The sequence below is a fragment of the Enterobacter cloacae complex sp. P29RS genome, assembly GCF_014893445.1.
Lineage (GTDB): Bacteria > Pseudomonadota > Gammaproteobacteria > Enterobacterales > Enterobacteriaceae > Enterobacter > Enterobacter intestinihominis.
Window position 1 is genome coordinate 150,801 of the sequence record NZ_JADBPZ010000009.1, and the last position, 25,260, is coordinate 176,060.

Sequence of the window (25,260 nt, forward strand, 5' to 3'; positions counted from 1 at the left end):
TGCATTGTACACAGTAAAACAATATGGAGGCATATATGTCCGTTTCTGAAAAATCATTGATTAATCGTCAGGTTGAACGCGTATCGGCTGAACAGGTTCACCAGGCTGCCGAGTATCAGGCCGCCATTCTGGCGGATGTTGCCGGTCGCCGCGGTACACTCCATGGTCGTATCAAACCGCTCGCGCCTCACATGGCCGTTGCGGGCCCGGCAGTCACCGTGGAGGTGCGCCCGGGAGATAATCTGGCCATCCATGCCGCAATGGCCGTAGCACAGCCTGGCGATGTGTTGGTTGTTGACGGGAAAGGCGACCTGACCTGTGCGCTGCTCGGTGAGATTATGGCGACGCAGGCCCAGGCAAGCGGTATTGCGGGCATCATCATTGACGGGGCGGTACGTGATGCCGATACCCTGAGTAAAGGGCACTACCCCGTCTTCGCCGCCGGTCTTAACCCCTGTGGCCCGACAAAATCAATTCCTGGCCGGGTTAATCACCCCATCTCTATCGCTGGTGCAACGGTACGAGCCGGGGATCTGGTGGTCGCGGATATCGACGGCGTGGTGGTGATCCCGCGTGATGAAGTGCAGGCCGTTATCGCCATGGCCAAAGGGAAACTCGAAACAGAGACCCGACGTCTTGCTGCTATTCGTGAGGGCGATTTACGTCCACACTGGCTTAACGACGCGCTGCGTAAGGCAGGCATGTTATCTGACGGGGAGACGCTGTAATGGAAGATAAACGCGTTGTACTGGTCACGGGATGCGACCTGGCGGACCAGGCTGTCAGCATGCTGCGAGACTTTGACGTGGTGTATGCCGGTCACCAGCCCACAGAAGATCAGCTGGTTACGCTGTGCGAACGGCACAATCCTGTGGCCATCCTGGTGCGTTACGGCAAAATAACCGCAAGGATCATGGATGCAGCCCCTGCATTACAGGTTATATCTAAACACGGAAGCGGCATTGACGTGATAGACCAGCCAGCGGCAGCGGCGCGTAATATCGCCGTTCGTTCCGCCCCCGGCGCCAATGCGGCAGCGGTTGCAGAACATACCTGGGCATTGATTCTGGCTTGTGCCAAATCCGTGGTCACCCTCGATAAACGCCTGCGCGACGGGCACTGGGATAAAGCCACGCACAAATCTATCGAGCTGGAAGGCATGACGCTGGGGCTTATCGGTCTGGGGGCGATTGGCTCGCGGGTTGCGCTGGTGGGGCAGGCATTCGGCATGCAGATTGTGGCGTATGATCCTTACGCTAAAACGATGCCATCTGGTTGTGAACGGGCAAACACCTTACCCGACCTTTTATCCCGTGCCGATGTTATCTCATTGCATTGTCCGCTCACTGACGACAACAGAGGAATGATCAACGCAGACACGCTCGCGCACTGTAAACGTAACGCGATTCTGGTGAACACAGCGCGCGGCGGGTTAATTAACGATGAAGCCCTGTTACACGCGCTGAAGGATGGAACCTTGCACAGCGCAGCACTCGACAGCTTTACCAGCGAGCCACTGACCGCCCCGAACCTGTGGCAGACCGTCGATAACGTCATCATTTCGCCGCACATTGGCGGCGTCAGCGCAGCGTCATACATCAAGATGGGAACCGTGGCCGCCAGCAATATTCTGGACGTTGTACACCTGGCTGACGTCGCCGTCAGCCCCTGAAATGCAATGATGAATGACCGCGCCCGCTTGTCATTTACCCTCAGCGAGTGCCTGCGCGCATGCCCAGGCACTGGCCCACGCCCACTGGAAGTTATACCCGCCGAGCCAGCCGGTCACGTCCATCACTTCACCAATGAAATAAAGACCCGGCACGTTGCGGGCTTCCATCGTGCGGGATGAGAGTTCGTTTGTATCCACGCCGCCCAGCGTCACTTCCGCCGTGCGGTAGCCTTCGGTGCCGTTTGGCTGCACGCGCCAGTTCGTCAGCGTCTCCACCAGCGTGTCCTGCTCGCGGCTGTTGAGCTGCTTAAGCGCAACATCCGGAATTTGCCCTAACACCTGCAAGCACTCCACGAGACGCTTCGGCAGCTGCATCGCCAGGGTATTTTTCAGGCTTTGATTCGGGTGCGCGGCGCGTTGCTCATTGAGGAAGGCGTCCAGATCGCAGTCCGGCACCAGGTTTACGGAGACAAACTCCCCCGGCTGCCAGTAGCTGGAGATCTGCAATACCGCTGGCCCCGAGAGACCGCGATGGGTAAAGAGCAGGTTTTCGCGGAACACCGTGCCGTCTTCGGCCGTAATGACCGACGGCACAGACACGCCGGAGAGCGTCTGAAGCTGTTCCAGCAGCGGCTTATGCAGCGTGAACGGCACCAGCCCGGCGCGCGTGGGTAATACTTTCAGGCCAAACTGCTCGGCGATTTTGTAGCCGAACGGTGAGGCACCCAGCCCCGGCATCGAGAGGCCGCCGCTGGCGATCACCAGGTTATCGGCGCTGACGGTTTCGCCGTTGAGTTGCAACGTGTACCCCTGCTCGTTACGGGCGACGTCCAGCACTTCGGTGCGCAGGCGCATGACTACGCCGCCTTTCTCGCACTCGGCCACCAGCATATCCACGATTTGCTGGGCGGAGTCGTCGCAGAACAGCTGTCCCAGCGTCTTCTCATGCCACGCGATGCCGTGTTTACCCACCATTTCGATGAAATCCCACTGCGTGTAGCGCGCCAGCGCAGATTTACAAAAATGACGGTTCTGGCTCAAATAGGCCGCAGGCTCGACATAAAGATTAGTGAAATTGCAGCGCCCGCCACCGGACATCAGGATCTTGCGGCCAGGCTTTTTTCCGTTATCCAGCAGCAGCACACGACGACCCGCTTGTCCGGCCATTGCCGCACAAAACATACCCGCCGCACCGGCGCCAATTACTACGGCATCAAACCTTTCCACGTCAAAATCCTCTTCGTTAACTGCCGCGGATTGTAAAGTTTCCTCAGTGGTCGCACCAGCGTAAAAAGATATTACAAAGCCATTTCATTGATATTTAAAGATTATCTATTCAGGCACATTTCTCAAATCAGGTGGTATGTCAAAAAAAGTCTATATTTCACTTTGCCCGTTGCGCATTTGTCCTGGATAATGCGCCGCGTTCATGTCCTCAAAATGGCGTAACGTCCTATGCTACATTTGTTTGCCGGCCTGGATTTACATACCGGGCTTTTATTATTGCTTGCTCTGGTTTTTGTGCTGTTTTACGAAGCGATCAATGGCTTCCACGACACTGCAAACGCAGTTGCAACGGTTATCTACACTCGCGCAATGCGATCGCAGCTTGCGGTCGTTATGGCGGCGGTATTTAACTTTTTTGGTGTCCTCCTGGGCGGACTGAGCGTTGCCTATGCCATTGTGCATATGCTGCCAACGGATCTGCTGCTTAACGTGAGTTCCGGTCATGGCCTGGCCATGGTGTTCTCAATGCTGCTTGCTGCGATTATCTGGAACCTCGGTACCTGGTATTTCGGCCTGCCGGCATCCAGCTCTCACACCCTTATCGGCGCGATTATCGGTATCGGTTTAACTAACGCCCTGATGACCGGTACATCGGTTGTTGATGCGCTGAACCTTCCTAAAGTACTGGGTATTTTCGGCTCTCTGATCATCTCCCCTATCGTCGGTCTGGTGGTAGCAGGTGGATTGATTTTCATCCTGCGTCGCTACTGGAGCAACACGAAGAAACGTGCACGTATCCACCTGACGCCAGCAGAGCGTGAGAAGAAAGACGGCAAGAAAAAGCCGCCGTTCTGGACGCGTATCGCGCTGATCATTTCCGCTATCGGCGTCGCCTTCTCTCATGGCGCGAACGATGGTCAGAAAGGTATCGGTCTGGTGATGCTGGTTCTGATTGGCGTCGCACCGGCAGGCTTCGTGGTTAACATGAACGCCTCTGGCTATGAGATCACCCGTACCCGTGATGCGGTAAACAACGTTGAGACTTACTTCCAGCAGCATCCTGATTTGCTGAAGAAAGCGACCGGCGTAGACCAGTTGATCCCTTCTCCTGACTCTGGCGCACTGACTGCACCGGGCGAGTTCCATTGCCACCCGGCAAACGCGATTAACGCGCTGGAACGTGCGAAAGGCATGCTGGCCGATATCGAAAGCTACGACAAACTGGCTGTAGAACAGCGTGGTCAGCTGCGTCGTATCATGCTCTGTATCTCCGACGTGACCGATAAAGTCGCGAAGCTGCCAGAGGTCAATGCTGACGATAAGCGTCTGCTGAAGAAACTGAAAGGCGATATGCTCAACACCATTGAGTACGCGCCAATCTGGATCATCATGGCGGTCGCGTTGGCGCTGGGTATCGGTACGATGATTGGCTGGCGTCGTGTGGCGACCACCATCGGTGAGAAGATCGGTAAGAAAGGCATGACCTATGCTCAGGGCATGTCCGCGCAGATGACGGCGGCAGTGTCTATCGGTCTGGCGAGCTACACCGGTATGCCAGTCTCCACCACCCACGTACTCTCTTCGTCCGTGGCAGGTACCATGATTGTTGACGGCGGCGGTTTGCAGCGTAAAACCGTGACCAACATTCTGATGGCCTGGGTGTTCACCCTCCCGGCGTCCATCCTGCTGTCTGGCGGTCTGTACTGGATTTCGCTGATGCTAATTTAATCGGCTGAAGGCGACAAAAAAGCGGGTCAGGAAACTGGCCCGCTTTTTTTATGCTCAGTGCCATATCATCAGCGCAATCATACTCACCACAACCAGACCACACAGGGCGCTGGTCAAAATGAACTGACGACGCAGGCGCTCGCAGCGACGGATAAACTCTTCATCGTGGTGATCGCGGTAGCGCTGGTAGTAGATATACCCCACCAGACGCATCTGCTTGCTGGGCTGTCCGTGCGAGGTGAAGAACCCTCCACCGTCCACATATTGATAAAGCAACGGATCGCAACCACGAAGTACCACTAACAGCGCACGTAACGATGAGAAGTAGCGCGCCATATTCACTATGCAAACCACGCATAACGCCCAAAACAATGCGACGGTGCTAATCATACATCCTCCCCGGCGTCCACCCACGAAGCAAGGCTCCTGAGCTACCGCACCCCAATGCCCTGACAGACAGTTCAGTGAAAGAATGACTAAAAGTCGATCCGGTTCGCGTTTTAATATCCGAACGGCTCATTAAATAGTGTAGGAGATCCGTTAATTTTTTTGCCACAAGGTTAATCGTTATCAACACCAAAGCTTGAAAAATATGTTTAACTGGGCCGTAATGAAAGCATCAGACGACGGCTTTCCCATTTAGTCATCGATAACTTAAGGAAGGAGTAACACTATGGCTTACAAACACATTCTTATCGCGGTAGACCTCTCCCCGGAGAGTAAAGTGCTGGTTGATAAAGCAGTATCCATGGCACGTCCCTACAACGCGAAAGTTTCGCTGATTCATGTTGATGTGAATTACTCCGACCTCTACACCGGTCTGATCGACGTGAATCTCGGCGATATGCAGAAACGCATCTCCGAAGAGACTCACCACGCGCTGAGCGAGCTTTCTACCAACGCGGGCTATCCAATCACTGAAACCTTAAGCGGTAGCGGCGATCTGGGCCAGGTGCTGGTTGATGCGATTAAGAAATACGATATGGACCTGGTGGTATGCGGTCACCATCAGGACTTCTGGAGCAAACTGATGTCTTCCGCACGTCAGCTGATTAACACCGTACACGTGGATATGCTGATTGTTCCACTGCGTGACGAAGAAGACGAGTAAGTGCAAATAAGCCCGGTGGCGCTAACGCATACCGGGCCTACAAGCGGCACTGAATGTAGGCCGGGCAAGGCGAAGCCGCCACCCGGCTTTTTTTATTCCGGCGTACCTGAGTAGATATCAAAGCGATGCCCTTTGGTGGTCACCGCGTTAGTGGTCGCAACGTCCGCCAGCGGCGGCGCATAGTCAGGACGTTTCACCACCACCCGCTTCGTCGCCAGTTGACGAGCCGGCTCCAGCAGGCCATCGGCATCTAAATCTGGCCCCACCAGCGACTGAAACACCCGCATCTCTTTCTTCACCAGCGCGCTTTTCTGCTTATGCGGGAACATGGGGTCGAGATAAACCACCTGCGGGCGCGGGGTGATATCGGTCAGCGCCGTCAGGCTGGAGGCATGAATAAGTTGCAAACGTTCCTGTAACCACGAGCCGATTTCCAGGTCCGCATAGCCTCGCGTCAGCCCGTCGTCGAGCAGCGCGGCGACAACCGGATTACGCTCCAGCATCCGCACACGGCAGCCCACCGAGGCCAGCACAAACGCATCGCGCCCCAGCCCCGCCGTGGCGTCCACCACGTCCGGAAGATAGCTCCCTTTAATGCCAACCGCCTTGGCCACCGCTTCGCCGCGACCGCCGCCGAACTTACGCCGATGCGCCATCGCGCCGCCGACAAAATCGACAAAAATCCCGCCAAGCTTTGGCTCATCGCGCTTGCGCAGCTCCAGATGTTCCGGCGTCATCACCAGCGCCATCAGGTTCTTTTCATCATGTTCCAGCTCCCAGCGGGCCGCCAGAACAGATAAGGCGCCGTCACCGGCGCCTGTTTCATCTACTAAGCAGATCTTCACGTAGCAATCAGCCTTTGATTCCGTAATGCTCCAGCATCGCATCCAGCTGCGGCTCGCGGCCACGGAAGCGTTTGAACAGCTCCATAGGCTCTTCTGAACCGCCGCGGGTCAGGATGTTGTCGAGGAACGACTGACCGGTTTCGCGGTTGAAAATCCCCTCTTCTTCGAAGCGCGAGAAGGCATCCGCCGCCAGCACGTCGGCCCACAGGTAGCTGTAGTAGCCTGCGGCGTACCCGCCTGCGAAGATATGGCTGAACGCGTGCGGGAAGCGTCCCCAGGTCGGGCCTGGAATGACGGCAACCTGCTTTTTAATCTCAGCCAGGGTTTCGAGGATTTTCGCCCCCTGCTCCGGGCTGAACTCGGCGTGCAGGCGGAAGTCGAACAGGCCGAACTCCAGCTGACGCAGGATAAACATCGCCGCCTGGTAGTTTTTCGCCGCCAGCATTTTATCCAGCAGTTCTTTCGGCAGCGGTTCGCCCGTTTCGTAATGACCGGAGATAAACGCCAGCGCGTCCGGCTCCCAGCACCAGTTCTCCATAAACTGGCTTGGCAGCTCGACCGCATCCCATGGCACACCGCTGATACCGGCGACGCCAGCGGTTTCGATGCGGGTCAGCATGTGGTGCAGGCCGTGACCGAACTCGTGGAACAGGGTGATCACTTCATCGTGGGTAAACAGAGCAGGTTTGCCGCTCACCGGACGGTTGAAGTTACAGGTCAGGTAGGCAACAGGTTTTTGCAGGGAACCATCCGCTTTACGCATCTGGCCCACGCAGTCGTCCATCCACGCCCCACCGCGCTTGTTCTCACGCGCGTAGAGATCGAGATAGAAGCTGCCGCGCAGCTCGTTGTTCTCGTCATACAGCTCGAAGAAGCGCACGTCCGGATGCCAGACGTCGATGTCGGTACGCTCTTTCGCGGTAATGCCGTAGATGCGCTTCACTACCTCGAACAGACCGTTGACGGCTTTGTTTTCCGGGAAGTACGGACGCAGTTGTTCGTCGCTGATGCTGTAGAGGTGCTGTTTCTGTTTTTCGCTGTAGTATGCGATATCCCACGGCTGAAGCTCGTCCACGCCGAACTCCGCTTTTGCAAAGGCGCGCAGTTGGGCTAACTCTTTTTCACCCTGAGGACGGGCGCGTTTCGCCAGATCGGTCAGGAAGTCGAGCACCTGCTGTGGGTTCTCGGCCATTTTGGTGGCGAGGGATTTATCCGCGTAGCTGTCGAAGCCCAGCAGCTGTGCCAGCTCGTGGCGCAGGGAGAGGATCTCCGCCATCACCGGGCTGTTATCCCACTTACCGGCATTCGGCCCCTGATCGGAGGCGCGGGTGCTGTAGGCGCGGTACATCTCTTCGCGCAGGGCCTGGTTGTCGCAGTAGGTCATCACTGGCAGATAGCTTGGGATATCCAGCGTTAACAGGAAGCCTTCCTGCTCTTTCGCTTCGGCCTGGGCTTTTGCCGCCGCCAGCGCACTTTCCGGCATACCGGCCAGTTCGGATTCATCGGTAATCAGCTTCGTCCAGCCCATGGTGGCGTCGAGGACGTTGTTGCTGTACTGGTTGCCCAGCTCGGACAGGCGCGCGGCGATTTCGCCGTAGCGAACCTGTTTTTCTTTTGGCAGGCCAATCCCGGACAGTTCGAAATCACGCAGCGCGTTATCAACCGATTTTTTCTGCGCCGTGTTCAGTTCGGCATAATGGTCGCCGTCGCGCAGGTCGCGGTAGGCTTTGTAGAGCCCCTCGTGCTGGCCGACCCAGGTGCTGTACTCGGAGAGCAGCGGCAGGGTCTGTTCGTAGGCTTCGCGCAGCTCCGGGCTGTTTTTCACCGAGTTCAGGTGGCTCACCGGGGAGAAAATGCGCCCCAGCACGTCGTCCACTTCGGCCAGCGGCTGACACAGATTTTCCCAGGTGTACGGCGCGCCCTGCGCGACCACGTTCTCTACCGCCGCGCGGCAGTTTTCCAGCGACTGGGTAACGGCTGGAACCACATGCTCAGGGAGGATTTTAGAAAACGGTGGCAACGAAAAAGGCGTCAGTAATGGATTGGTCATAAACGCTGTCCTGTTGAAATAGATGAATGAAGCGCGCATCCGGCGCTGTGCATATTGTTTTCTGTAATGGGGTTAAGTGTAGAGGATTTCAATGCCGGAGGTTGTCGAAAAACGCCCTGTGGCGCTGCGCTTACCGGGCCTACGGGTAATCTGTGCCGTTCTGCTGTAAACTGTGGAAAATCGTCAATTCAGCGGAAAATCATTACCCATGCTCAGTTATCGCCACAGCTTCCACGCTGGCAACCACGCCGACGTCCTTAAACACATCGTTCAGAGCCTGATCATTGAAGCGCTTAAAGAGAAAGACAAGCCGTTTCTCTACCTGGACACCCACGCGGGGGCGGGCCGTTATCAGCTGAGCGGCGAACATGCCGAGCGTACCGGTGAATATCTGGAAGGCATCGCCCGTATCTGGCAGCAGGACGATCTGCCTGCCGAACTGGAGCCGTACATCGGCGTGGTGAATCATTTCAACCGCAACGGCCAGCTGCGCTATTACCCTGGCTCTCCGCTGATTGCCCGCCAGCTGCTGCGCGAGCAGGACAGCCTCCAGTTGACCGAGCTGCACCCAAGCGACTTCCCGCTGCTGCGCGCTGAGTTTCAGAAAGATAACCGCGCCCGCGTGGACAAAGCCGATGGCTACCAGCAGCTAAAAGCCAAACTACCGCCGGTTTCGCGTCGCGGCCTGGTGCTGATCGACCCGCCGTACGAAATCAAAACCGACTATCAGGCGGTGGTGGCCGGTATCAACGAAGGTTACAAACGCTTTGCGACCGGAACCTATGCCCTGTGGTATCCGGTAGTGCTACGCGCGCAAATTAAGCGCATGATCAAGGATCTGGAGGCGACCGGCATCCGCAAAATCCTGCAGATTGAGCTGGCGGTGCGCCCCGACAGCGACCAGCGCGGCATGACCGCGTCCGGCATGATTGTGATTAACCCGCCGTGGAAGCTCGAAGCGCAGATGAACAACGTGCTGCCGTGGCTGCACAAAACGCTGGTGCCAGCCGGTACGGGCCACGCCACCGTAAGCTGGATCGTGCCGGAGTAATCGCAGCCATCGGTGGAACCTATTGATTTCAGGTATACAATCGCGGCAATTCACGATTAAGGACAAAAGCTATGACTAAGCATTATGACTACATCGCAATCGGCGGCGGCAGCGGCGGCATCGCCTCCATCAACCGTGCGGCCATGTACGGCCAGAAGTGTGCGCTGATTGAAGCCAAAGAACTCGGCGGCACCTGCGTAAACGTGGGTTGTGTACCGAAGAAAGTGATGTGGCATGCCGCGCAAATCCGTGAAGCTATCCATATGTATGGCCCGGACTACGGCTTTGACACCACCATTAACCACTTCGACTGGGATAAGCTGATCGCCAGCCGTACCGCCTATATCGACCGTATTCACACCTCGTACGATAACGTGCTGGGCAAGAATAACGTCGACGTGATCCGCGGCTTCGCCCGTTTCGTGGATGCGAAGACGATCGAAGTGAACGGCGAGACGATCACTGCCGATCACATCCTGATCGCCACCGGTGGCCGTCCGAGCCATCCGAACATTCCGGGCGCGGAATACGGCATCGACTCCGACGGGTTCTTCGAGCTGCCTGCTCTGCCAGAGCGCGTTGCCATTGTAGGCGCGGGTTACATCGCGGTTGAGCTTGCTGGCGTGATTAACGGCCTTGGGGCGGAAGCGCACCTGTTTGTGCGTAAACACGCGCCGCTGCGTAGCTTTGATCCGCTAATCGTCGACACGCTGGTCGAGGTGATGAACGCCGAAGGCCCAACCCTGCACACCAACGCCGTGCCAAAAGCGGTGGTTAAAAATGCGGACGGTAGCCTGACCCTGGAGCTGGAAGATGGCCGCAGCCAGACCGTTGATTGCCTGATCTGGGCGATTGGTCGTGAACCGGCCACCGACAACTTCAACCTGGCCGCAACCGGGGTGAAAACCAATGAAAAAGGCTACATCGTCGTTGATAAGTTCCAGAACACCAGTGTACCGGGCATTTATGCCGTTGGTGATAACACAGGTGCCGTAGAACTGACGCCGGTTGCCGTGGCCGCGGGGCGTCGTCTTTCCGAGCGTCTGTTTAACAACAAGCCGGACGAACATCTGGATTACAGCAACATCCCGACCGTGGTCTTCAGCCACCCGCCAATCGGCACCGTCGGCTTAACCGAGCCGCAGGCGCGTGAGCAGTACGGCGACGATCAGGTGAAAGTGTATAAATCGGCGTTTACCGCGATGTATACCGCGGTCACCTCGCACCGTCAGCCGTGCCGCATGAAGCTGGTCTGTGTGGGCCCGGACGAGAAGATCGTCGGCATCCACGGCATAGGCTTTGGCATGGACGAGATCCTGCAGGGCTTTGCGGTGGCGCTGAAGATGGGCGCAACGAAAAAAGACTTCGATAACACCGTGGCGATCCACCCCACTGCGGCAGAAGAGTTTGTAACAATGCGTTGATATTGATGCCCCTCTTCAAAGGGGCATTTTTTTAACATTCATAAATCGTTGCAAAACGAATGCTCCGAAAATCGTGATCTACCGCACATATCCCTCCACATCCACCGAAGCGAATGTCTACGCTTATAAGACGCCCGGAAAAACCTGTCTTTTAGAACACACAACCGGAGGTCCTTATCACCATGTTCAACCAGAAACTACAGGCTACCGAGAACATCGAGTTCGAGATTGCAGAAGAGCTGCGCTACGAGACCGATCCCTGCGAGTTGAAACTGGATGAAATGATTGAGGCGGAGCCGGAACCCGAAATGATCGAGGGGCTACCTGCCTCCGATGCCCTGACGCCTGCCGATCGTTATCTTGAACTGTTCGAACATGTGCAGTCGACACGGCTGTTTGCGGACAGCAAAACTTTCCCAGACTGCGCGCCGAAAATGGACCCGCTGGATATCCTGATCCGCTACCGTAAAGTGCGTCGTCATCGGGATTTTGACCTGGCGCGCTTTGTGGAGAATCACTTCTGGCTGCCGGAGGACTACAGTAAAGAGTATGTCTCTGATCCCGGCTTCTCCCTGAAAGAACACATTGATAACCTGTGGCCGGTGCTGACGCGCGAGCCGCAGGATCACATCCCGTGGTCGTCGCTGCTGGCGCTGCCGCAGGCCTATATTGTGCCCGGTGGGCGATTCAGCGAGACCTACTACTGGGATTCTTATTTCTCCATGCTGGGGCTGGCAGAAAGCGGTCGTAACGATCTGCTGAAATGCATGGCCGATAACTTCGCCTGGCTGATTGAGCGCTACGGACATATCCCGAACGGCAACCGCACCTACTACCTCAGCCGCTCCCAGCCGCCGGTTTTTGCCCTGATGGTGGAGCTGTTTGAAGAGGACGGCGTGCGCGGGGCGAAGCGCTATCTTGAGCATCTCAAGATGGAGTACGCCTTCTGGATGGACGGGGCGGAATCGCTGCTGCTCAACCAGGCCTATCGCAGTGCGGTGCGCATGCCGGATGGCTCATTGCTCAACCGCTACTGGGACGATCGCGATACGCCACGGGATGAATCCTGGATTGAGGACGTTGAAACCGCCCGTCATTCCGGTCGCCCGCCGAACGAGGTGTATCGCGACCTGCGCGCCGGGGCAGCCTCAGGATGGGATTACTCGTCCCGCTGGCTGCGCGATCCTGCGCGGCTGGCCAGTATCCGCACGACGCAATTTATCCCCATCGATTTGAACGCATTCCTGTTCAAACTGGAGAGCGCTATCGCCAATATCTCAGCGTCGAAAGGGGATAAAGAGACGGCTGAACTATTCCGCCAGAAAGCCAGCGACCGGCGCGCGGCGGTGAACCGCTATCTGTGGGACGAAGAGAACGGCTGTTATCGTGATTACGACTGGCGCCGTGAAGCCCTGGCGCTGTTCTCTGCGGCCAGCATTGTGCCGCTGTATGTGGGCATGGCGACCCATGAGCAGGCTGAACGGCTGTCCGATGCCGTTAAAGCCCGTCTGCTCACGCCGGGCGGTATTCTCGCCACCGAATATGAAACAGGTGAGCAATGGGATAAGCCGAACGGCTGGGCACCGCTACAATGGATGGCGATCCAGGGGTTCAAGCAGTACGGCAACGACTCGCTGGGGGATGAGATCGCCTGGAGCTGGCTGCACACGGTAAACCATTACTACAAAACCCATCATAAGCTGATTGAGAAGTACCACATCGCCAGCAGCACGCCACGCGAAGGTGGCGGGGGTGAGTATCCGTTGCAGGATGGCTTCGGCTGGACGAATGGGGTGGTGCGGCGGTTGATTGGGCTGTATGGGGAGCCCTGAGTCTCACCCCTCACCCTGACCCTCTCCCCTGAGGGGAGAGGGGACTTAACGGTGCGGCCTTTTCTCCCTCGCCCCTTTGGGGAGAGGGCCGGGGTGAGGGGGAAAAATAATCAGCGGATCACTTCATAAATGGCAGTCTGGATGGACTGCCATTTTTTTGTGCTGGCATCGGGCTGCGTCTTCGCGCGGCGCGTTGCCATATCGGCGTCGTGCTGCTGACGTTTCACTACCGCCGGGACGGTACAGAATGCTTTCAGGTACTGCTTACGCATAGACGTCAGCGATTCGCCGTTCGCCATCGCATGGCTAAGCGTATTAATAAAGCGTCGGCAGGGCTTTTGCTCTGTCATTTGCAGGCGGTAGCGCAACATCACTTCCAGCACGTCATCGTAGCCTGCCGACAATGCCTCCTCCGTCCATGACATTTTCCAGTCCATGCCACCCTGCAAGAACAGGAGCGCCACGCGGGTATCGTTGCGGCTAATCGCTGAACGGAAGTTGTTTTCATCCCAGGTGACACCCATGCGCGTCAGCGTTTCTCGCGAGGAAGGCGTTTCGCGCATCTCCTGCACCGGTGCGGGAGATGCCGTACTGGCCACAGCCGGCTGCGGTTTACTGCTGGTCACCAGCCAGAATCCCCCCACGACAATCGCGATAACCATCACGCCAACCGCTCCCCACAGCACGCCGGAAATCAGCTGTTCGCGCTGCTCTGGCGTACGCGCGGCGCGCTGAGTCGGTTTCTCTATGCTGTTACGCACTTCAAACAGATCGCCGCCTGTTGTGCGGTCTATTTTTTGCGCCTTTTCCCAGAATGCATGCAGCTCGCTTTCATCCACCGCCATCAGCGCCGCCGGGTTAACGCGTGTCCGCCCTTCCTCAAACGCGCGCTGAACGGAGCGGGTGATCTGCGTGTAATAGCTGTCGAGCAGCTGGATTTGCGCCCCGCTCAACGGCTGCTGCACGGTGATGCTGTTGCGGATTTGACGGATATCTTCGAGGAAGGTTTGCAGGGTTTTGCGGGGTTCTACCAGCAGCGTCAGCATGTCCGGGGCGTTAAACAGCGACGCGTAGTAGCGGCTAAATTCTTTCTTATCCACCAGCAGCTGGGCCAGCTCACTAAATAACATGCCGCTCAGAACATCATTAATTTCACCGTTTTTCAGCCAGCGACGCACACGTTCAGCATTAAACAAGGTCTTAAGATGATTATTCAGCCGCACCGGATCGGGCCATGCCTGCTGTATCAATCCTTTTATCATCAGCTCAATGGCACGCACCTGTTTCTGCGCCTGGAGCTGGCTCGCCTTGTCTGGCACCCTCCCGGTATCGTAGGTCAGAAGGGGCTGTTGCAGACGCAGATATTCAAGGGATGTGACGAAGCGCATCGCCGCAATCAGCTGGTTTTCGCTGACATCCTGCCCGCTTTCATACTGGGGAACGCGCTGCTGAAGCAAGCGTAATTGCAGCGTAAAGGCCGTCATTTCCGCATCATTCAGGTTCAGCTTTCTGGCTACGGCACCCCACCCGCCCAGCCCCAGGCGGGCGCTATCCAGTTGTTCCAGAAACCAGCGTGGATCTTTTCCTTCAGAAACATGTACATTCAACAGAAGTAAGATTTCAACAGACGCCTGGCGGATCGCCGCCAGACAGTGTTCAAACTGTTCGCGGGTATGATGCGATGAGCTAATCATCATTGTTTTCCTTGAGAGACAATGAGTACCGCCAAAGCGGCATTAAAAGTCGTTTTTCTTTTTATTTATAGGAGGTTAAACATACCTGACTTTCTGTTGAAATAAAGTGACAACCCTATAATCATTTGCAATGTCTCCGGAGGATCGTCATGCCCGCCTTAACCACCGCGCGTCTCACCTGCTTGCCGCTGCAAGAGCAAGACTGGCCCTTTTTTCTGTCGCTACAGCAAAATCCTGACGTGATGCGTTTTGTCGCCCATGAGCGTAGCGAGGCTGACATTCGGGAGGCCTTTGTGTCTCGTCTGTTGCCGTGGGCACCGGGCAGCTCGCACTGGCTCTGCCTTGTGGTGCGTGAGACGGCCAGCCAGATGCCGCTGGGCGTAACCGGCTATGTGCACCGGGAAGCAGATTGTGCCGAAGTCGGTTTTCTCTTTGCGCCCTCTGCGCAGGGGAAAGGTTACGGCTTTGAATCTCTGCGGGCGGTGTGTGATTTCGCGCTGACCCAGGGCAATATCCGTCGGCTCACCGCGACCGTGACGGCGGGAAATATCGCCTCAAGGCGACTGCTGGAAAAAACAGGTTTTCAGCTGGAAGGTGAGTTGCGCGAGAGTTATTTCCTTTCAGGGCAATGGCATAACGACTGGCTATTCGGTTTACTGAAAAAGGAATATCCGTTCAGTAAAACCTGATCAACGGCCATTTGGCGGATATTCCCCGGGCTGTTTTCCCTTTATAGTTCCGCCATAAAGAGGAAACGCTTATGACGGGTTATGCAATGCAGATATCTTCTGCTGCAATCGCATTAATTAAAAAACAGCAGGGTCTTTCCCTGGAGAAATACCGTGACGAAAAGGGAATATGGGTTATAGGTTACGGTCACGTGATTCGCCAGTGGGAAAAATTTAACGGCCTCATCACGCCGACTGAGGCGGAGAATTTGCTTTTCAATGATATTCATTTATGTGAGTCGCTGCTGCGGGAAATGAACAAACGCCCATTAACCCAACAGCAGCATGATGCACTGGTATTAACGCTCTTCAGTTTTGGGGAAGATTCCCCTCTGCCAGAGAAGATCCTTCAGGCCGTCGCCCGGGTATAGTACATCGCGGCCTGCGTCCGGTTTTTGACATCAAGACGACGGAAAAGCGTCTCAAGATGGGCTTTTACCGTTGCCGCACTGATATTGAGATTACGACCTATCTCTTTATTTGACTCTCCGGCCGCCAGTAATTTCAATACCTCACGCTGGCGCTCACTTAACAATGACAGCTCATCATGAGAGGAGTGCTGGTTCATCCACTCGCCGGGAAAACAGACCATCCCTCGCGATACAGAATCCAGCACGGCGGAAAAGCGTTCGGGATTCGCATTACGAGGGATTATTGCCACCACGTTGCGCTGTAGCATTTGCTCAACCCAGCGAGGCTCTTTTTTCGTTAACACCAGCACCACGCGCGCTGTTGGAAAACGATTCATAATCTCTTCCGGTAAAGCCACACCGTTATCATGAATTAAATACCCATCTATCATGACGATAGCGGAAGGTGACGCGGATAAGTGTGCCCATAATTCATCAGTCTGACGAGTTCCTGTCAAATCTATTTCCGGAATTAATTTCTGCAAACTGCACTTCGCTCCATGAATAAATATTGACTGCCTGTCAAACATGATTACTCGCATCGTATTACTCCTCTGAGAATAGCGAAGGGGGATTCTACAGAGGCATTTTTTAAGAAAAAACTCAATGAATGGAGAGGTTACAATTCACCCAGCTCTCTTTATATCTTTCATCATTTAGACACACCTGCTTTAAGGATTTCCTTAAAAGGGTTCCCTCCCCCTTAAGTCTGAACATTACAGGAACATACCGCCTGAAACTTCAATACGTTGCGCATTCATCCAGCCCAGTTTGTCACTGAGCAACGCCGCAATGGCGTCACCGATATCATCGGGCAGGCCCACCCGTCCCAGCGCCGTCTGCGAGGCCAGCAGCTGGTTAAGCTCCGCATTATCCCTTACGCGTCCGCCTCCAAAGTCGGTTTCAATCGCGCCAGGCGCGATGATATTGACGGAAATTCCGCGCACGCCAAGCTCTTTTGCCTGATAGCGGGTCAGCACTTCCATCGCCCCTTTCATTGCCGCGTAAGTCCCTGAACCTGGCTGAGTAAAACGGGCCAGTCCGCTTGAGACATTCAGGATCCGTCCTCCGTCTTTTATGAGCGGCAGCAGCTGTTGTGTGAGGAAAAACGGACCTTTGAAGTGAATATTCACCGCATCATCAAACTGCGCTTCTGTCGTCTCGGTATAGGGTGCGTATAACCCTGTACCTGCGTTGTTCACTAAATAGTCAAAGGTGTCACGTTGCCAGACGTGTGTAAGGGTTTCCTTCACCTGTTGAGCGAAGCGCGCAAAACTTGCCGTATCGCCGACGTTAAGCTGCAATGCTGCCGCTTTTCTACCTTTTCCCTCAATTTCGCGTATAACTTCCTGCGCCTCCTGCTGACTGCTGTTCCAGGTCAGGATGATATCTGTCCCTTCCGCAGCAAGCTTCAAAACCGCATTTTTACCCAGGCCGCGGCTACCGCCCGTCACTAATGCAATACGTTCACGCATAATTCACCTCGTTTCGACTGCGATGAAGATTGAGAATGAGCTTATTAGATGGTAGAAAATCAATAAATAGTGCCGCCAACGCTTCACTGTTTCATTTCAAACAACAATGACCCATATCTATGGATAAAATATACGCAATGCAGCTTTTCCTTCGCGTCGCGGAACTGGAGAGTTTTACCCGCGCGGCGGAGACGTTAAGCCTGCCGAAGGGGAGTGTCTCGCGGCAGATCCAGGCGCTGGAGAACGCGCTTGGCACTCAACTGCTGCACCGCACTACCCGCCGCGTCAGCCTGACGCAGGACGGCATGGTTTATTACGAACGCGCAAAAGATCTGCTGATGAATCTGGACGAACTGGACGGCATGTTTCTGCACGACCCTTCCACCATCAGCGGTCGGCTACGTGTGGATATGCCCGTTGCCATTGCACGAAATGTCGTCATTCCGAAACTGCCTGCATTTTTACAACAGTTTCCCGGCATTGAGCTTGAGCTAAGCAGCAGCGATCGTCTGGTCGATGTCATCCGCGAAGGATTTGACTGCGTGGTTCGCGTGGGAAACTTGAAGGACTCCGGGCTTATCGCCCGCCCGCTTGGGAAGCTTTCAGTGATTAACTGCGCCAGCCCGGATTATCTCACGCGATTCGGCTACCCTGAGACGCTGGATGATTTGGGCTCACACGCCCTCATTCATTACTCCGCCACGCTGGGCACCCGTCCTCTGGGTTTTGAGTATTTCAACGGCAGCGCGACCCAGTGGATAAAAACGGGAGGCGTTTTGACGGTTAACAGCACGGAAACCTACCAGGCCGCCTGTATCGCCGGGCTTGGCATTATTCAGGTCCCGCGCGTCGGGGTGCGTGATGCCCTGCGCACGAAAAAACTCGTTGAGATCCTGCCGCAATATCGGGCTGAACCAATGCCCGTCTCCCTCATTTATCCCCACCGCCGTAACCTCTCCCGTCGGGTGCATGTGTTTATGGAGTGGCTTACCGAACTCACAAAAAGTTACGTGGACTAGTCGCAAGCTATAATTCAATAACATCCAGCTCAACGAAAAGGAAAATGCGCGTGACGCCGGAAAATAACCCGCAACGACCGACTCAACATTTAGATTATGAACCCATCAAAAAGATGGATAACGAGCCTGAAGCGCCGAAGGAGCCTGGAACGACCAGCAAAGCGCTGGGCACCGTGACCGGCATAGCCGAAAAAATTCAGCAGATACCCGCGATTGCTCACCTGATCCGCGCCGCTGAGCGCTTTAACGACCGCATGGGAAATCAGTTTGGCGCGGCGATCACCTACTTCTCTTTCCTGTCGATGATCCCTATCCTGATGGTGTCGTTTGCTGCCGCCGGTTTTGTTCTGGCGTCTCACCCGACGCTGTTGCAGGACATCTTCAATAAGATCCTGACCAACGTCAGCGACCAGACGCTCGCCACGACGCTCAAAAGCACCATCAATACCGCCGTGCAGCAGCGTACCACCGTGGGTATCGTCGGGTTGCTGATTGCGCTCTATTCCGGGGTTAACTGGATGGGCAACCTGCGTGAGGCCATTCGCGCCCAGTCGCGTGACGTCTGGGAGCGTACGCCGCAGGATCAGGAGAAGATATGGGTGAAGTATTTGCGCGACTTTATCTCGCTGATTGGTCTGCTGGTGGCGCTGGTCATCACGCTCTCTATCACCTCGGTCGCCGGTTCTGCGCAGCAGATGATTATCTCCGCGCTGTATCTGGACTACATTGAATGGCTGAAACCGGCCTGGCGCGGTATAGGGCTTGCTATCTCCATCTTTGCTAACTACCTGCTGTTCTTCTGGATCTTCTGGCGTTTGCCCCGCCATCGGCCGCGCAAGAAGGCGCTGATCCGTGGGACGTTGATTGCCGCCATTGGCTTTGAGGTGATCAAAATTGTGATGACCTATACGCTGCCATCGCTGGTGAAGTCCCCCTCCGGCGCGGCCTTTGGTTCGGTGCTGGGGCTGATGGCCTTCTTCTATTTCTTCGCACGCCTGACGCTGTTCTGTGCCGCGTGGATCGCCACCGCAGAGTATAAAGACGACCCACGCATGCCGGGAAAAACCCACCACTGATGTCCTGTCGGGCTGATATTTCAGCCCGATTCATCATTTCAGCATATAAATCCAGACCGTAACTTTTATTTAACTCAAAACCAGTTTTAATGACTGATATTTAAAATGTGTGAAGCATTTCATGGAAGTGTTTTCGCTGGTCTGAAAATTATCCGCTTTTTGTTGCTTTTATGACCATGTCACGCCTTTGTTACAGATTGAAATGTCGCTTTTGCTGTGCCTAATATGGCCCTTCGTTCGTCCAAAAATAAGAAAATATTATGCAAGCAACAGCCACCACACTTAACGAAGGGGCGGAACACGTTCCGGTCAACTCCCGCAATAAAGTCGTCGTCGCATCGCTGATTGGCACCGCCATTGAGTTCTTCGACTTTTATATTTACGCCACCGCTGCGGTCATTGTCTTTCCGCATATTTTCTTCCCACAGGGCGACCCGACGGCAGCCACGCTACAGTCTTTAGCTACCTTTGCTATCGCCTTCGTTGCGCGTCCTATAGGTTCAGCGGTCTTTGGCCACTTTGGCGATCGCGTCGGGCGTAAAGTGACGCTGGTTGCCTCGCTGCTGACGATGGGGATCTCCACCGTCGCCATCGGCCTGCTGCCGACCTATGAAACTATCGGCATTCTGGCGCCTGTGCTGCTGGCGCTGGCGCGCTTTGGTCAGGGCCTGGGGCTGGGCGGCGAATGGGGCGGCGCGGCGCTGCTGGCGACCGAGAACGCCCCGGCGCGTAAGCGTGCCCTGTATGGCTCTTTCCCACAGCTGGGCGCGCCGATTGGCTTCTTCTTCGCGAACGGCACCTTCCTGCTCCTCTCCTGGCTGCTGACCGATGAACAGTTCATGAGCTGGGGCTGGCGTATTCCGTTCGTCTTCTCTGCCGTGCTGGTGCTGATTGGCCTGTACGTGCGCGTGTCGCTGCACGAGACGCCGGTCTTCGCTAAAGTCGCCGCGGCGAAAAAGCAGGTTAAAGTTCCGCTGGGGACGCTGCTGACCAAACACCTCCGCGTGACCGTGCTGGGTACGTTCATCATGCTGGCGACCTACACGCTGTTCTATATCATGACCGTGTACTCCATGACCTACAGTACCGCCGCCGTACCGGTCGGACTGGGCCTGCCGCGTAACGAAGTGCTGTGGATGCTGATGATGGCGGTTATTGGATTTGGCGTGATGGTGCCCATCGCGGGCCTGCTGGCGGATAAATTTGGCCGTCGTTCAAGCATGATCGTCATCACCTCGCTGATCATCCTGTTCGCACTGTTTGTCTTCCCGCCGCTGCTGGGTTCAGGTAGCCCTGCGCTGGTGATGGCGTATCTGCTGATTGGTCTGAGCCTGATGGGGCTGACCTTTGGCCCAATGGGCGCGCTGCTGCCGGAGCTGTTCCCGACTGAAGTGCGTTATACCGGCGCGTCGTTCTCCTATAACGTTTCGTCTATTCTGGGCGCCTCGGTGGCCCCGTATATCGCCACGTGGCTTCAGGCGAACTATGGTCTGTTCTATGTGGGTGTCTATCTGGCGGCCATGGCAGCGTTGACGCTGATTGCGCTGCTGCTGACGCACGAAACTAAGCATCAGACTCTGTAAGCGAATGCCGGGTGGCGGCTACGCCTTACCCGGCCTACGATTCACATGTAGGCCGGGTAAGCGCAGCGTCACCCGGCAAGAACAGGCCACACCTTACTTCTTCATCTGCGACAAAATCGTCCGACACTGATTCGCTTCGCCTTCTGACGGCGAAATCAACGCCAGCAGCGCCGCCGCAGGGGTGACCAGCGTGGCGAGGGCGGCGGCAACCGCACCGCGCGCAATCAGCGGCCCGGCCTTCACGCCCGCCTGCGGATCTTTGAAGGTCCCGCGAACGTAGAGCGGCGAGCGCAGGGTGATGATGCGAATGCCTTTACTTTCCGGATCGATGGTTAAATCCAGCTGCTCGGACGCCATGCTGGCGGTACCGGTGATGTTGATAACCGCGTTTTCCGTGTCGAATGCGAAAATCTGCGGACGCGCCACACCGTTGACCAGGTCCACGTTTGCCGCCGCGCAGTTCACGCGCACTTCATCGTCTCCGAAGATTTGTCCGACGATGAAGTTACCGACGTTCAGCCCCAGGATCTCCATCAGGTTACGGCTCACCAGCCCGTCGTTCATTAGCAGCTTCAGGTTGCCGTTTCCGCTGCCTAACAGCGCGGCCACAGAGTTACCCGTGCCGCGAATATCCGCATCGCCGTTCATCTCACCGAGGGTTTTCTGCATCAACTCCACGTCCGGCATCAGCTCTTTCAGCTTCAGACGACGCGCCTGGATCTCCGCCCTTCCCTGCATCGGCTTTTTATCCCCCTCCAGGTGGATATTCGAGGAAATGGTTCCCCCGGCCATGCCAAACTTCAGCGGTTGCAGGCGCAGATCGGCGTTTTTCAGGATGATATGGGTCGAGAGGTTGCTCAACGGCAGCGTGCTGCCATGCTCAATTTTACGTCCTTTGAAGCGCACGTCCGCATCCATTACGTCCCACTTGTCGGTTTCGAAGCGGTCATAGGGCAGCACTTTACCCGCAGGCTGAGCGTCCTTTTTGACCTCTTTTGACTTCGTGCCTTTACCCGAATCTACGCCAATCAGCGGACCAAGATCGGCCAGACGCAGCTGGCGGGATTCAACGTCCCCCTCCAGTTTCGGGCGCGGTTTTCCGGTGGTGTAGGTCAGCGTGCCGTGTATATCGCTATCGCCGATGCGGCCGTTGAACCCCCGGTAGTCAAAGACGGACGATTTTTCAGCGTCGATTTTTGCGACCAGCCGCCCGTCCGTTTCAAACGGCGGGGTATCCGGCAGCAGCACGCCGGTGAGATCGTACAGTTCACCCAGCGAATCCCCGGCAAACTTAAGCTGGAGGTCGACGCCGCCCATGTTCATCGGGTCGTTAACCGTGCCCACGAACGCCACGCGGGTATTGCCCGAGCGGAAGTCCGCCTGCACCGGGAATGGCGTACCCTCGCTCCTGAGCGCCAGCATACCGCCGATTTTGCCTTTACCGGTCAGTGGCTGGCCGTTGTAGCGCCCTTTCGCTGTCAGGCCGAAGACGTAATCGCCAGCTTTGCTGTCATCGCCTTTGGCTTTGCTGCCCGTCACTTCGCTAAACGGCAGCGGCTTGCCCAGCGGATCGACGAGGATCTCCACGTCAGCCTTACTTACTTTATCGTCAATGGCGATCCGCCCCCGATCGAACAGAATATTGTCGAGGCGGAAAGACCACGAAGAGGGCTGCGCATTCGGATCTTTATCGCCGCTGCTGGCGAGATCGAACGTCCAGTTGTTGGTTTTCTCCGACAGGCGAATCAGCCGCGCGTCGGGCTGCTGAAGTTTGATCCACGGCAGATACACCGTTTTGGTTAACAGGGCTAACGGCGCCAGCGTGGCTTCCACGCGCGGCAGGTGGATCATGGTCACTTCGGGGATGTCCGGCGGGTTGCCAAGAATGATGTCGTCAGCGTGAACGTGCGGCCAGGGCACCCAGCTTCGCCAGCCGGTTTCCTCTTTCTGACGCTCCCACACGACCCCCAAATCGCCACGTATTGCGAAGGGGCGGTTTAGCTCGGTCGAGACTTTCTGGTTGATGGTCGGTTTGAGGCGGTTCCAGTCAAACGTGGCGATAATGATGATTAAGACCACGATCAGCAACAAGAAAATCCCTGCTGTCCAGGAAATCACCCTGGTTGTTTTTGTCATTGTTGTCCCCTTTCCTGATGAACTTGCCTTTAAAACTATAGTTCAGACAAAGGGAAGCGGGCAGATCAGAGGGTGGTTATCACCTTTTCCAGGGTATCCATGGGGACAGGACGAGAGAGGAAATAACCCTGTGCCGCCGCTGCCGGAGAATTTTGCACGTCGCGCCACTCTTCCAGCGTCTCTACGCCTTCCACAATGACGCCCTGGCAATAGCGGTTCATCAGTTGCAGGAGCATCGTAAACAGGTTCCGTCCTTCCGGTGTCTGGCGCAGCATGATAAACAGATCGCGGGCCACTTTGATGTAGTCATAACGCACTTCGCTCAGGGCGGAGAAGTTGGCCATACCGGTACCGAAATCATCCAGCCACAGCGGGCCAAACTCACACATCGAGGCAAATGAGGAGTCCTGCGGCAGCTGAACATGTTCCACCAGCTCGAAGCGCATCCACGGCAAGGTGGCAATCAGCGCCTGCAGCGTCGCATTCTGACGTAACGCCATCAGGGTTGGGCCATCCACGTTCACCGAAGCCAGAATACCGTGCTGCTCGAAGAACGCCTGCTTCGTCGCCAGCATTCTCAACTGCTCTTCCAGCACGTCGATGCGCTGACGCACGGCAACCTCCGCAAAATAGCGGTCCGGCGCGATACGCTGCGAAGGGTTCGATGGATGAGTGACGACCGTTAACACCTCAATTGCCATTAACCGACCGTCAGTACGGTAGATAGGCTGATAGGTGTACGCTCGCTCACATTGCAGCCAGTAGCGATGCTCCTGCAAGTTCTCAATACTTGCCTCAGGCGTAGTGCTCAGCCGCTGGATAACCTGCTCTGACTTCATTTCGGATGTCCTGTTGTATGGGATAGCCTTTCTGGACTCGTCACTGAGTTATCGGCCCGCCAGGTGAGAACTTTATGTTCAATTCAGCGGGAAAATGAAATTAAGATGACAGAAATATGCCGGAACACGCGCTGGCTCAAAAAAAATAATGGAACGTCGTTTTAATATAGTTGACCGTAAAAAACACACAGCGCACACTACTCTTAATTACTCTGTTCAGGTTCACGACTATGTCTAAGAAAATTGCCGTGATTGGCGAATGCATGATTGAGCTGTCCCAGAAAGGCGCGGAAGTCAGCCGCGGTTTTGGCGGCGATACATTGAACACCTCCGTTTACATTGCCCGTCAGGTCGCCCCCGACGCGCTGAGCGTGAGCTACGTTACCGCGCTGGGAACGGACAGCTTCAGCCAGCAGATGCTGGAGGCCTGGCAGGGTGAAAACGTTGAAACTTCGCTGATCCAGCGAATGGAAAACCGTCTGCCGGGTTTGTACTACATCGAAACCGACAGTACCGGCGAGCGCACCTTCTATTACTGGCGTAATGAAGCGGCTGCCAAATTCTGGCTGGAAAGCGATGCCGCCGCTGCGATTTGCGAAGAGCTGGCCACCTTCGATTACCTCTACCTGAGCGGGATCAGCCTGGCGATCCTGAGCCAGCAGAGCCGTGAAAAGCTGCTGTCACTGCTGCGCGAATGCCGTGCCAACGGCGGTAAGGTGATTTTCGATAACAACTACCGTCCGCGCCTCTGGGCCAGCCGCGAAGAGACGCAGCAGGTGTATCAGCAGATGCTGGAATGCACCGATATCGCCTTCCTGACGCTGGACGATGAAGATGCCCTGTGGGGTGAAAAGCCGGTTGATGAGGTCATTGCTCGGACGCAGGCCGCTGGGGTCAGCGAAGTGGTGATTAAGCGCGGGGCGGAGTCTTGCCTGGTGGCGGTGGCGGGTGAAGCCGTGACAGAGGTGCCGGCGGTGAAGCTGGCGAAAGAGAAAGTGATCGATACCACTGCGGCGGGCGATTCTTTCAGCGCGGGGTATCTGGCGGTACGTTTGACGGGAGGTACGCCAGAAGCGGCAGCGCAGCGCGGACACTTGACGGCCAGCACGGTGATTCAGTATCGCGGAGCGATTATTCCGCGCGAGGCGATGCCTGCTTAAGGAATGGGCGGGCTGATGCCCTCACCCTAACCCTCTCCCACAGGGCTGAGGGTTCCCCACAAATTAATGCGAGCACTGAGCAATCCCCTCGCCCCTCCGGGGAGAGGGTAGGGTGAGGGGAACATACGGCGGTGGTGGTCATTCCGTTCACTTTATGTTCCTTGCTACTCTGTAACGACATGACCGGTGAACGTGCCAGG

Annotated in this window: 22 protein-coding genes; 13 read left to right on the forward strand and 9 right to left on the reverse strand. The window is 56.0% G+C overall.

What is annotated here, in order from left to right; all coding sequences use genetic code 11:
• Positions 1 to 35 precede the first annotated feature (35 nt).
• Both IM282_RS09200 and IM282_RS09205 read left to right on the forward strand, forming a co-directional pair.
• Entirely contained in the window at positions 36 to 728 is a 693-nt protein-coding gene (locus IM282_RS09200) for an RraA family protein (protein WP_022649701.1), read from the forward strand.
• The gene (locus IM282_RS09205) at positions 728 to 1,672 is read left to right on the forward strand and encodes a hydroxyacid dehydrogenase (RefSeq protein WP_038416882.1); all 945 of its coding nucleotides are present in this window, start codon (positions 728 to 730) and stop codon (positions 1,670 to 1,672) included. Before IM282_RS09200 ends, IM282_RS09205 begins: the two co-directional genes overlap by 1 nt.
• Positions 1,673 to 1,702: 30 nt before the next feature.
• On the opposite strand, the gene IM282_RS09210 is transcribed toward IM282_RS09205, so the two are convergent.
• Entirely contained in the window at positions 1,703 to 2,899 is a 1,197-nt protein-coding gene (locus IM282_RS09210) for an NAD(P)/FAD-dependent oxidoreductase (protein ID WP_192970340.1), read from the reverse strand.
• Positions 2,900 to 3,127: 228 nt separating this feature from the next.
• Between IM282_RS09210 and pitA the strand changes: the two genes are divergently transcribed.
• Positions 3,128 to 4,627 carry an inorganic phosphate transporter PitA gene (gene pitA, locus IM282_RS09215; protein ID WP_192970341.1) on the forward strand — a complete coding sequence of 500 codons (1,500 nt, stop codon included), beginning with the start codon at positions 3,128 to 3,130 and terminating at the stop codon, positions 4,625 to 4,627.
• Between the two features lie 54 nt (positions 4,628 to 4,681).
• Here the strand turns inward: pitA and uspB are convergent, their stop codons facing one another.
• On the reverse strand, positions 4,682 to 5,017 hold the full coding sequence (gene uspB, locus IM282_RS09220; protein ID WP_003861224.1) for a universal stress protein UspB: 336 nt from the start codon (positions 5,015 to 5,017) through the stop codon (positions 4,682 to 4,684).
• A gap of 283 nt (positions 5,018 to 5,300) precedes the next feature.
• Here uspB and uspA point away from each other — a divergent pair, with 283 nt between their 5' ends.
• Entirely contained in the window at positions 5,301 to 5,738 is a 438-nt protein-coding gene (uspA, locus tag IM282_RS09225; RefSeq protein ID WP_003861223.1) for a universal stress protein UspA, read from the forward strand.
• Between the two features lie 92 nt (positions 5,739 to 5,830).
• Here the strand turns inward: uspA and rsmJ are convergent, their stop codons facing one another.
• Positions 5,831 to 6,583: a 16S rRNA (guanine(1516)-N(2))-methyltransferase RsmJ gene (rsmJ, locus tag IM282_RS09230; protein ID WP_048966516.1), complete on the reverse strand. Its 753-nt coding sequence runs from the start codon at positions 6,581 to 6,583 to the stop codon at positions 5,831 to 5,833.
• A 7-nt stretch (positions 6,584 to 6,590) separates the two neighbouring features.
• Positions 6,591 to 8,633: an oligopeptidase A gene (gene prlC / locus IM282_RS09235; RefSeq protein WP_048966515.1), complete on the reverse strand. Its 2,043-nt coding sequence runs from the start codon at positions 8,631 to 8,633 to the stop codon at positions 6,591 to 6,593.
• A gap of 208 nt (positions 8,634 to 8,841) precedes the next feature.
• On the opposite strand from prlC, the gene IM282_RS09240 reads away from it, so the two are divergent.
• The 3 genes from IM282_RS09240 to IM282_RS09250 all read left to right on the forward strand — a co-directional run bounded on the left by IM282_RS09240 (position 8,842) and on the right by IM282_RS09250 (position 12,940).
• The gene (locus tag IM282_RS09240) at positions 8,842 to 9,684 is read left to right on the forward strand and encodes a 23S rRNA (adenine(2030)-N(6))-methyltransferase RlmJ (RefSeq protein ID WP_192970342.1); all 843 of its coding nucleotides are present in this window, start codon (positions 8,842 to 8,844) and stop codon (positions 9,682 to 9,684) included.
• A gap of 71 nt (positions 9,685 to 9,755) precedes the next feature.
• A complete protein-coding gene (gene gorA / locus IM282_RS09245; RefSeq protein WP_022649710.1) occupies positions 9,756 to 11,108 on the forward strand; it encodes a glutathione-disulfide reductase in 1,353 nt (450 codons plus the stop codon).
• A 182-nt stretch (positions 11,109 to 11,290) separates the two neighbouring features.
• Positions 11,291 to 12,940 carry an alpha,alpha-trehalase gene (locus IM282_RS09250; protein ID WP_022649711.1) on the forward strand — a complete coding sequence of 550 codons (1,650 nt, stop codon included), beginning with the start codon at positions 11,291 to 11,293 and terminating at the stop codon, positions 12,938 to 12,940.
• A 110-nt stretch (positions 12,941 to 13,050) separates the two neighbouring features.
• Here the strand turns inward: IM282_RS09250 and IM282_RS09255 are convergent, their stop codons facing one another.
• The gene (locus tag IM282_RS09255; protein ID WP_192970343.1) at positions 13,051 to 14,637 is read right to left on the reverse strand and encodes an STY4199 family HEPN domain-containing protein; all 1,587 of its coding nucleotides are present in this window, start codon (positions 14,635 to 14,637) and stop codon (positions 13,051 to 13,053) included.
• A gap of 146 nt (positions 14,638 to 14,783) precedes the next feature.
• Between IM282_RS09255 and IM282_RS09260 the strand changes: the two genes are divergently transcribed.
• Entirely contained in the window at positions 14,784 to 15,323 is a 540-nt protein-coding gene (locus tag IM282_RS09260) for a GNAT family N-acetyltransferase (protein ID WP_192970344.1), read from the forward strand.
• Positions 15,324 to 15,394: 71 nt separating this feature from the next.
• Complete coding sequence (locus IM282_RS09265; RefSeq protein ID WP_022649714.1) at positions 15,395 to 15,733, forward strand: lysozyme; 339 nt, start codon at positions 15,395 to 15,397, stop codon at positions 15,731 to 15,733.
• Here IM282_RS09265 and IM282_RS09270 read toward each other — a convergent pair.
• A complete protein-coding gene (locus IM282_RS09270) occupies positions 15,712 to 16,314 on the reverse strand; it encodes a response regulator transcription factor (protein ID WP_048966371.1) in 603 nt (200 codons plus the stop codon). The genes IM282_RS09265 and IM282_RS09270 overlap by 22 nt on opposite strands.
• Positions 16,315 to 16,488: 174 nt before the next feature.
• Positions 16,489 to 17,247 (reverse strand): SDR family NAD(P)-dependent oxidoreductase, encoded by a 759-nt coding sequence (locus IM282_RS09275; RefSeq protein ID WP_048966370.1) that lies wholly within the window; start codon positions 17,245 to 17,247, stop codon positions 16,489 to 16,491.
• A gap of 119 nt (positions 17,248 to 17,366) precedes the next feature.
• Here IM282_RS09275 and IM282_RS09280 point away from each other — a divergent pair, with 119 nt between their 5' ends.
• From IM282_RS09280 to IM282_RS09290, 3 genes are all read left to right on the forward strand, one after another.
• The gene (locus IM282_RS09280; RefSeq protein ID WP_032621978.1) at positions 17,367 to 18,266 is read left to right on the forward strand and encodes a LysR family transcriptional regulator; all 900 of its coding nucleotides are present in this window, start codon (positions 17,367 to 17,369) and stop codon (positions 18,264 to 18,266) included.
• 50 nt (positions 18,267 to 18,316) lie between these two features.
• Positions 18,317 to 19,342, forward strand: coding sequence for an inner membrane protein YhjD (yhjD, locus tag IM282_RS09285; RefSeq protein WP_022649719.1), 1,026 nt, complete (start codon positions 18,317 to 18,319; stop codon positions 19,340 to 19,342).
• Between the two features lie 260 nt (positions 19,343 to 19,602).
• Positions 19,603 to 20,925 (forward strand): MFS transporter, encoded by a 1,323-nt coding sequence (locus IM282_RS09290; RefSeq protein WP_022649720.1) that lies wholly within the window; start codon positions 19,603 to 19,605, stop codon positions 20,923 to 20,925.
• Positions 20,926 to 21,018: 93 nt separating this feature from the next.
• Here IM282_RS09290 and IM282_RS09295 read toward each other — a convergent pair whose 3' ends face one another.
• Positions 21,019 to 23,061: an AsmA family protein gene (locus IM282_RS09295; protein ID WP_023298835.1), complete on the reverse strand. Its 2,043-nt coding sequence runs from the start codon at positions 23,059 to 23,061 to the stop codon at positions 21,019 to 21,021.
• A 65-nt stretch (positions 23,062 to 23,126) separates the two neighbouring features.
• Positions 23,127 to 23,900, reverse strand: a complete 774-nt coding sequence (gene pdeH / locus IM282_RS09300) for a cyclic-guanylate-specific phosphodiesterase (RefSeq protein ID WP_015571521.1) — start codon at positions 23,898 to 23,900, stop codon at positions 23,127 to 23,129.
• Positions 23,901 to 24,130: 230 nt separating this feature from the next.
• Between pdeH and IM282_RS09305 the strand changes: the two genes are divergently transcribed.
• On the forward strand, positions 24,131 to 25,060 hold the full coding sequence (locus tag IM282_RS09305; protein ID WP_022649722.1) for a sugar kinase: 930 nt from the start codon (positions 24,131 to 24,133) through the stop codon (positions 25,058 to 25,060).
• Positions 25,061 to 25,260 lie beyond the last annotated feature (200 nt).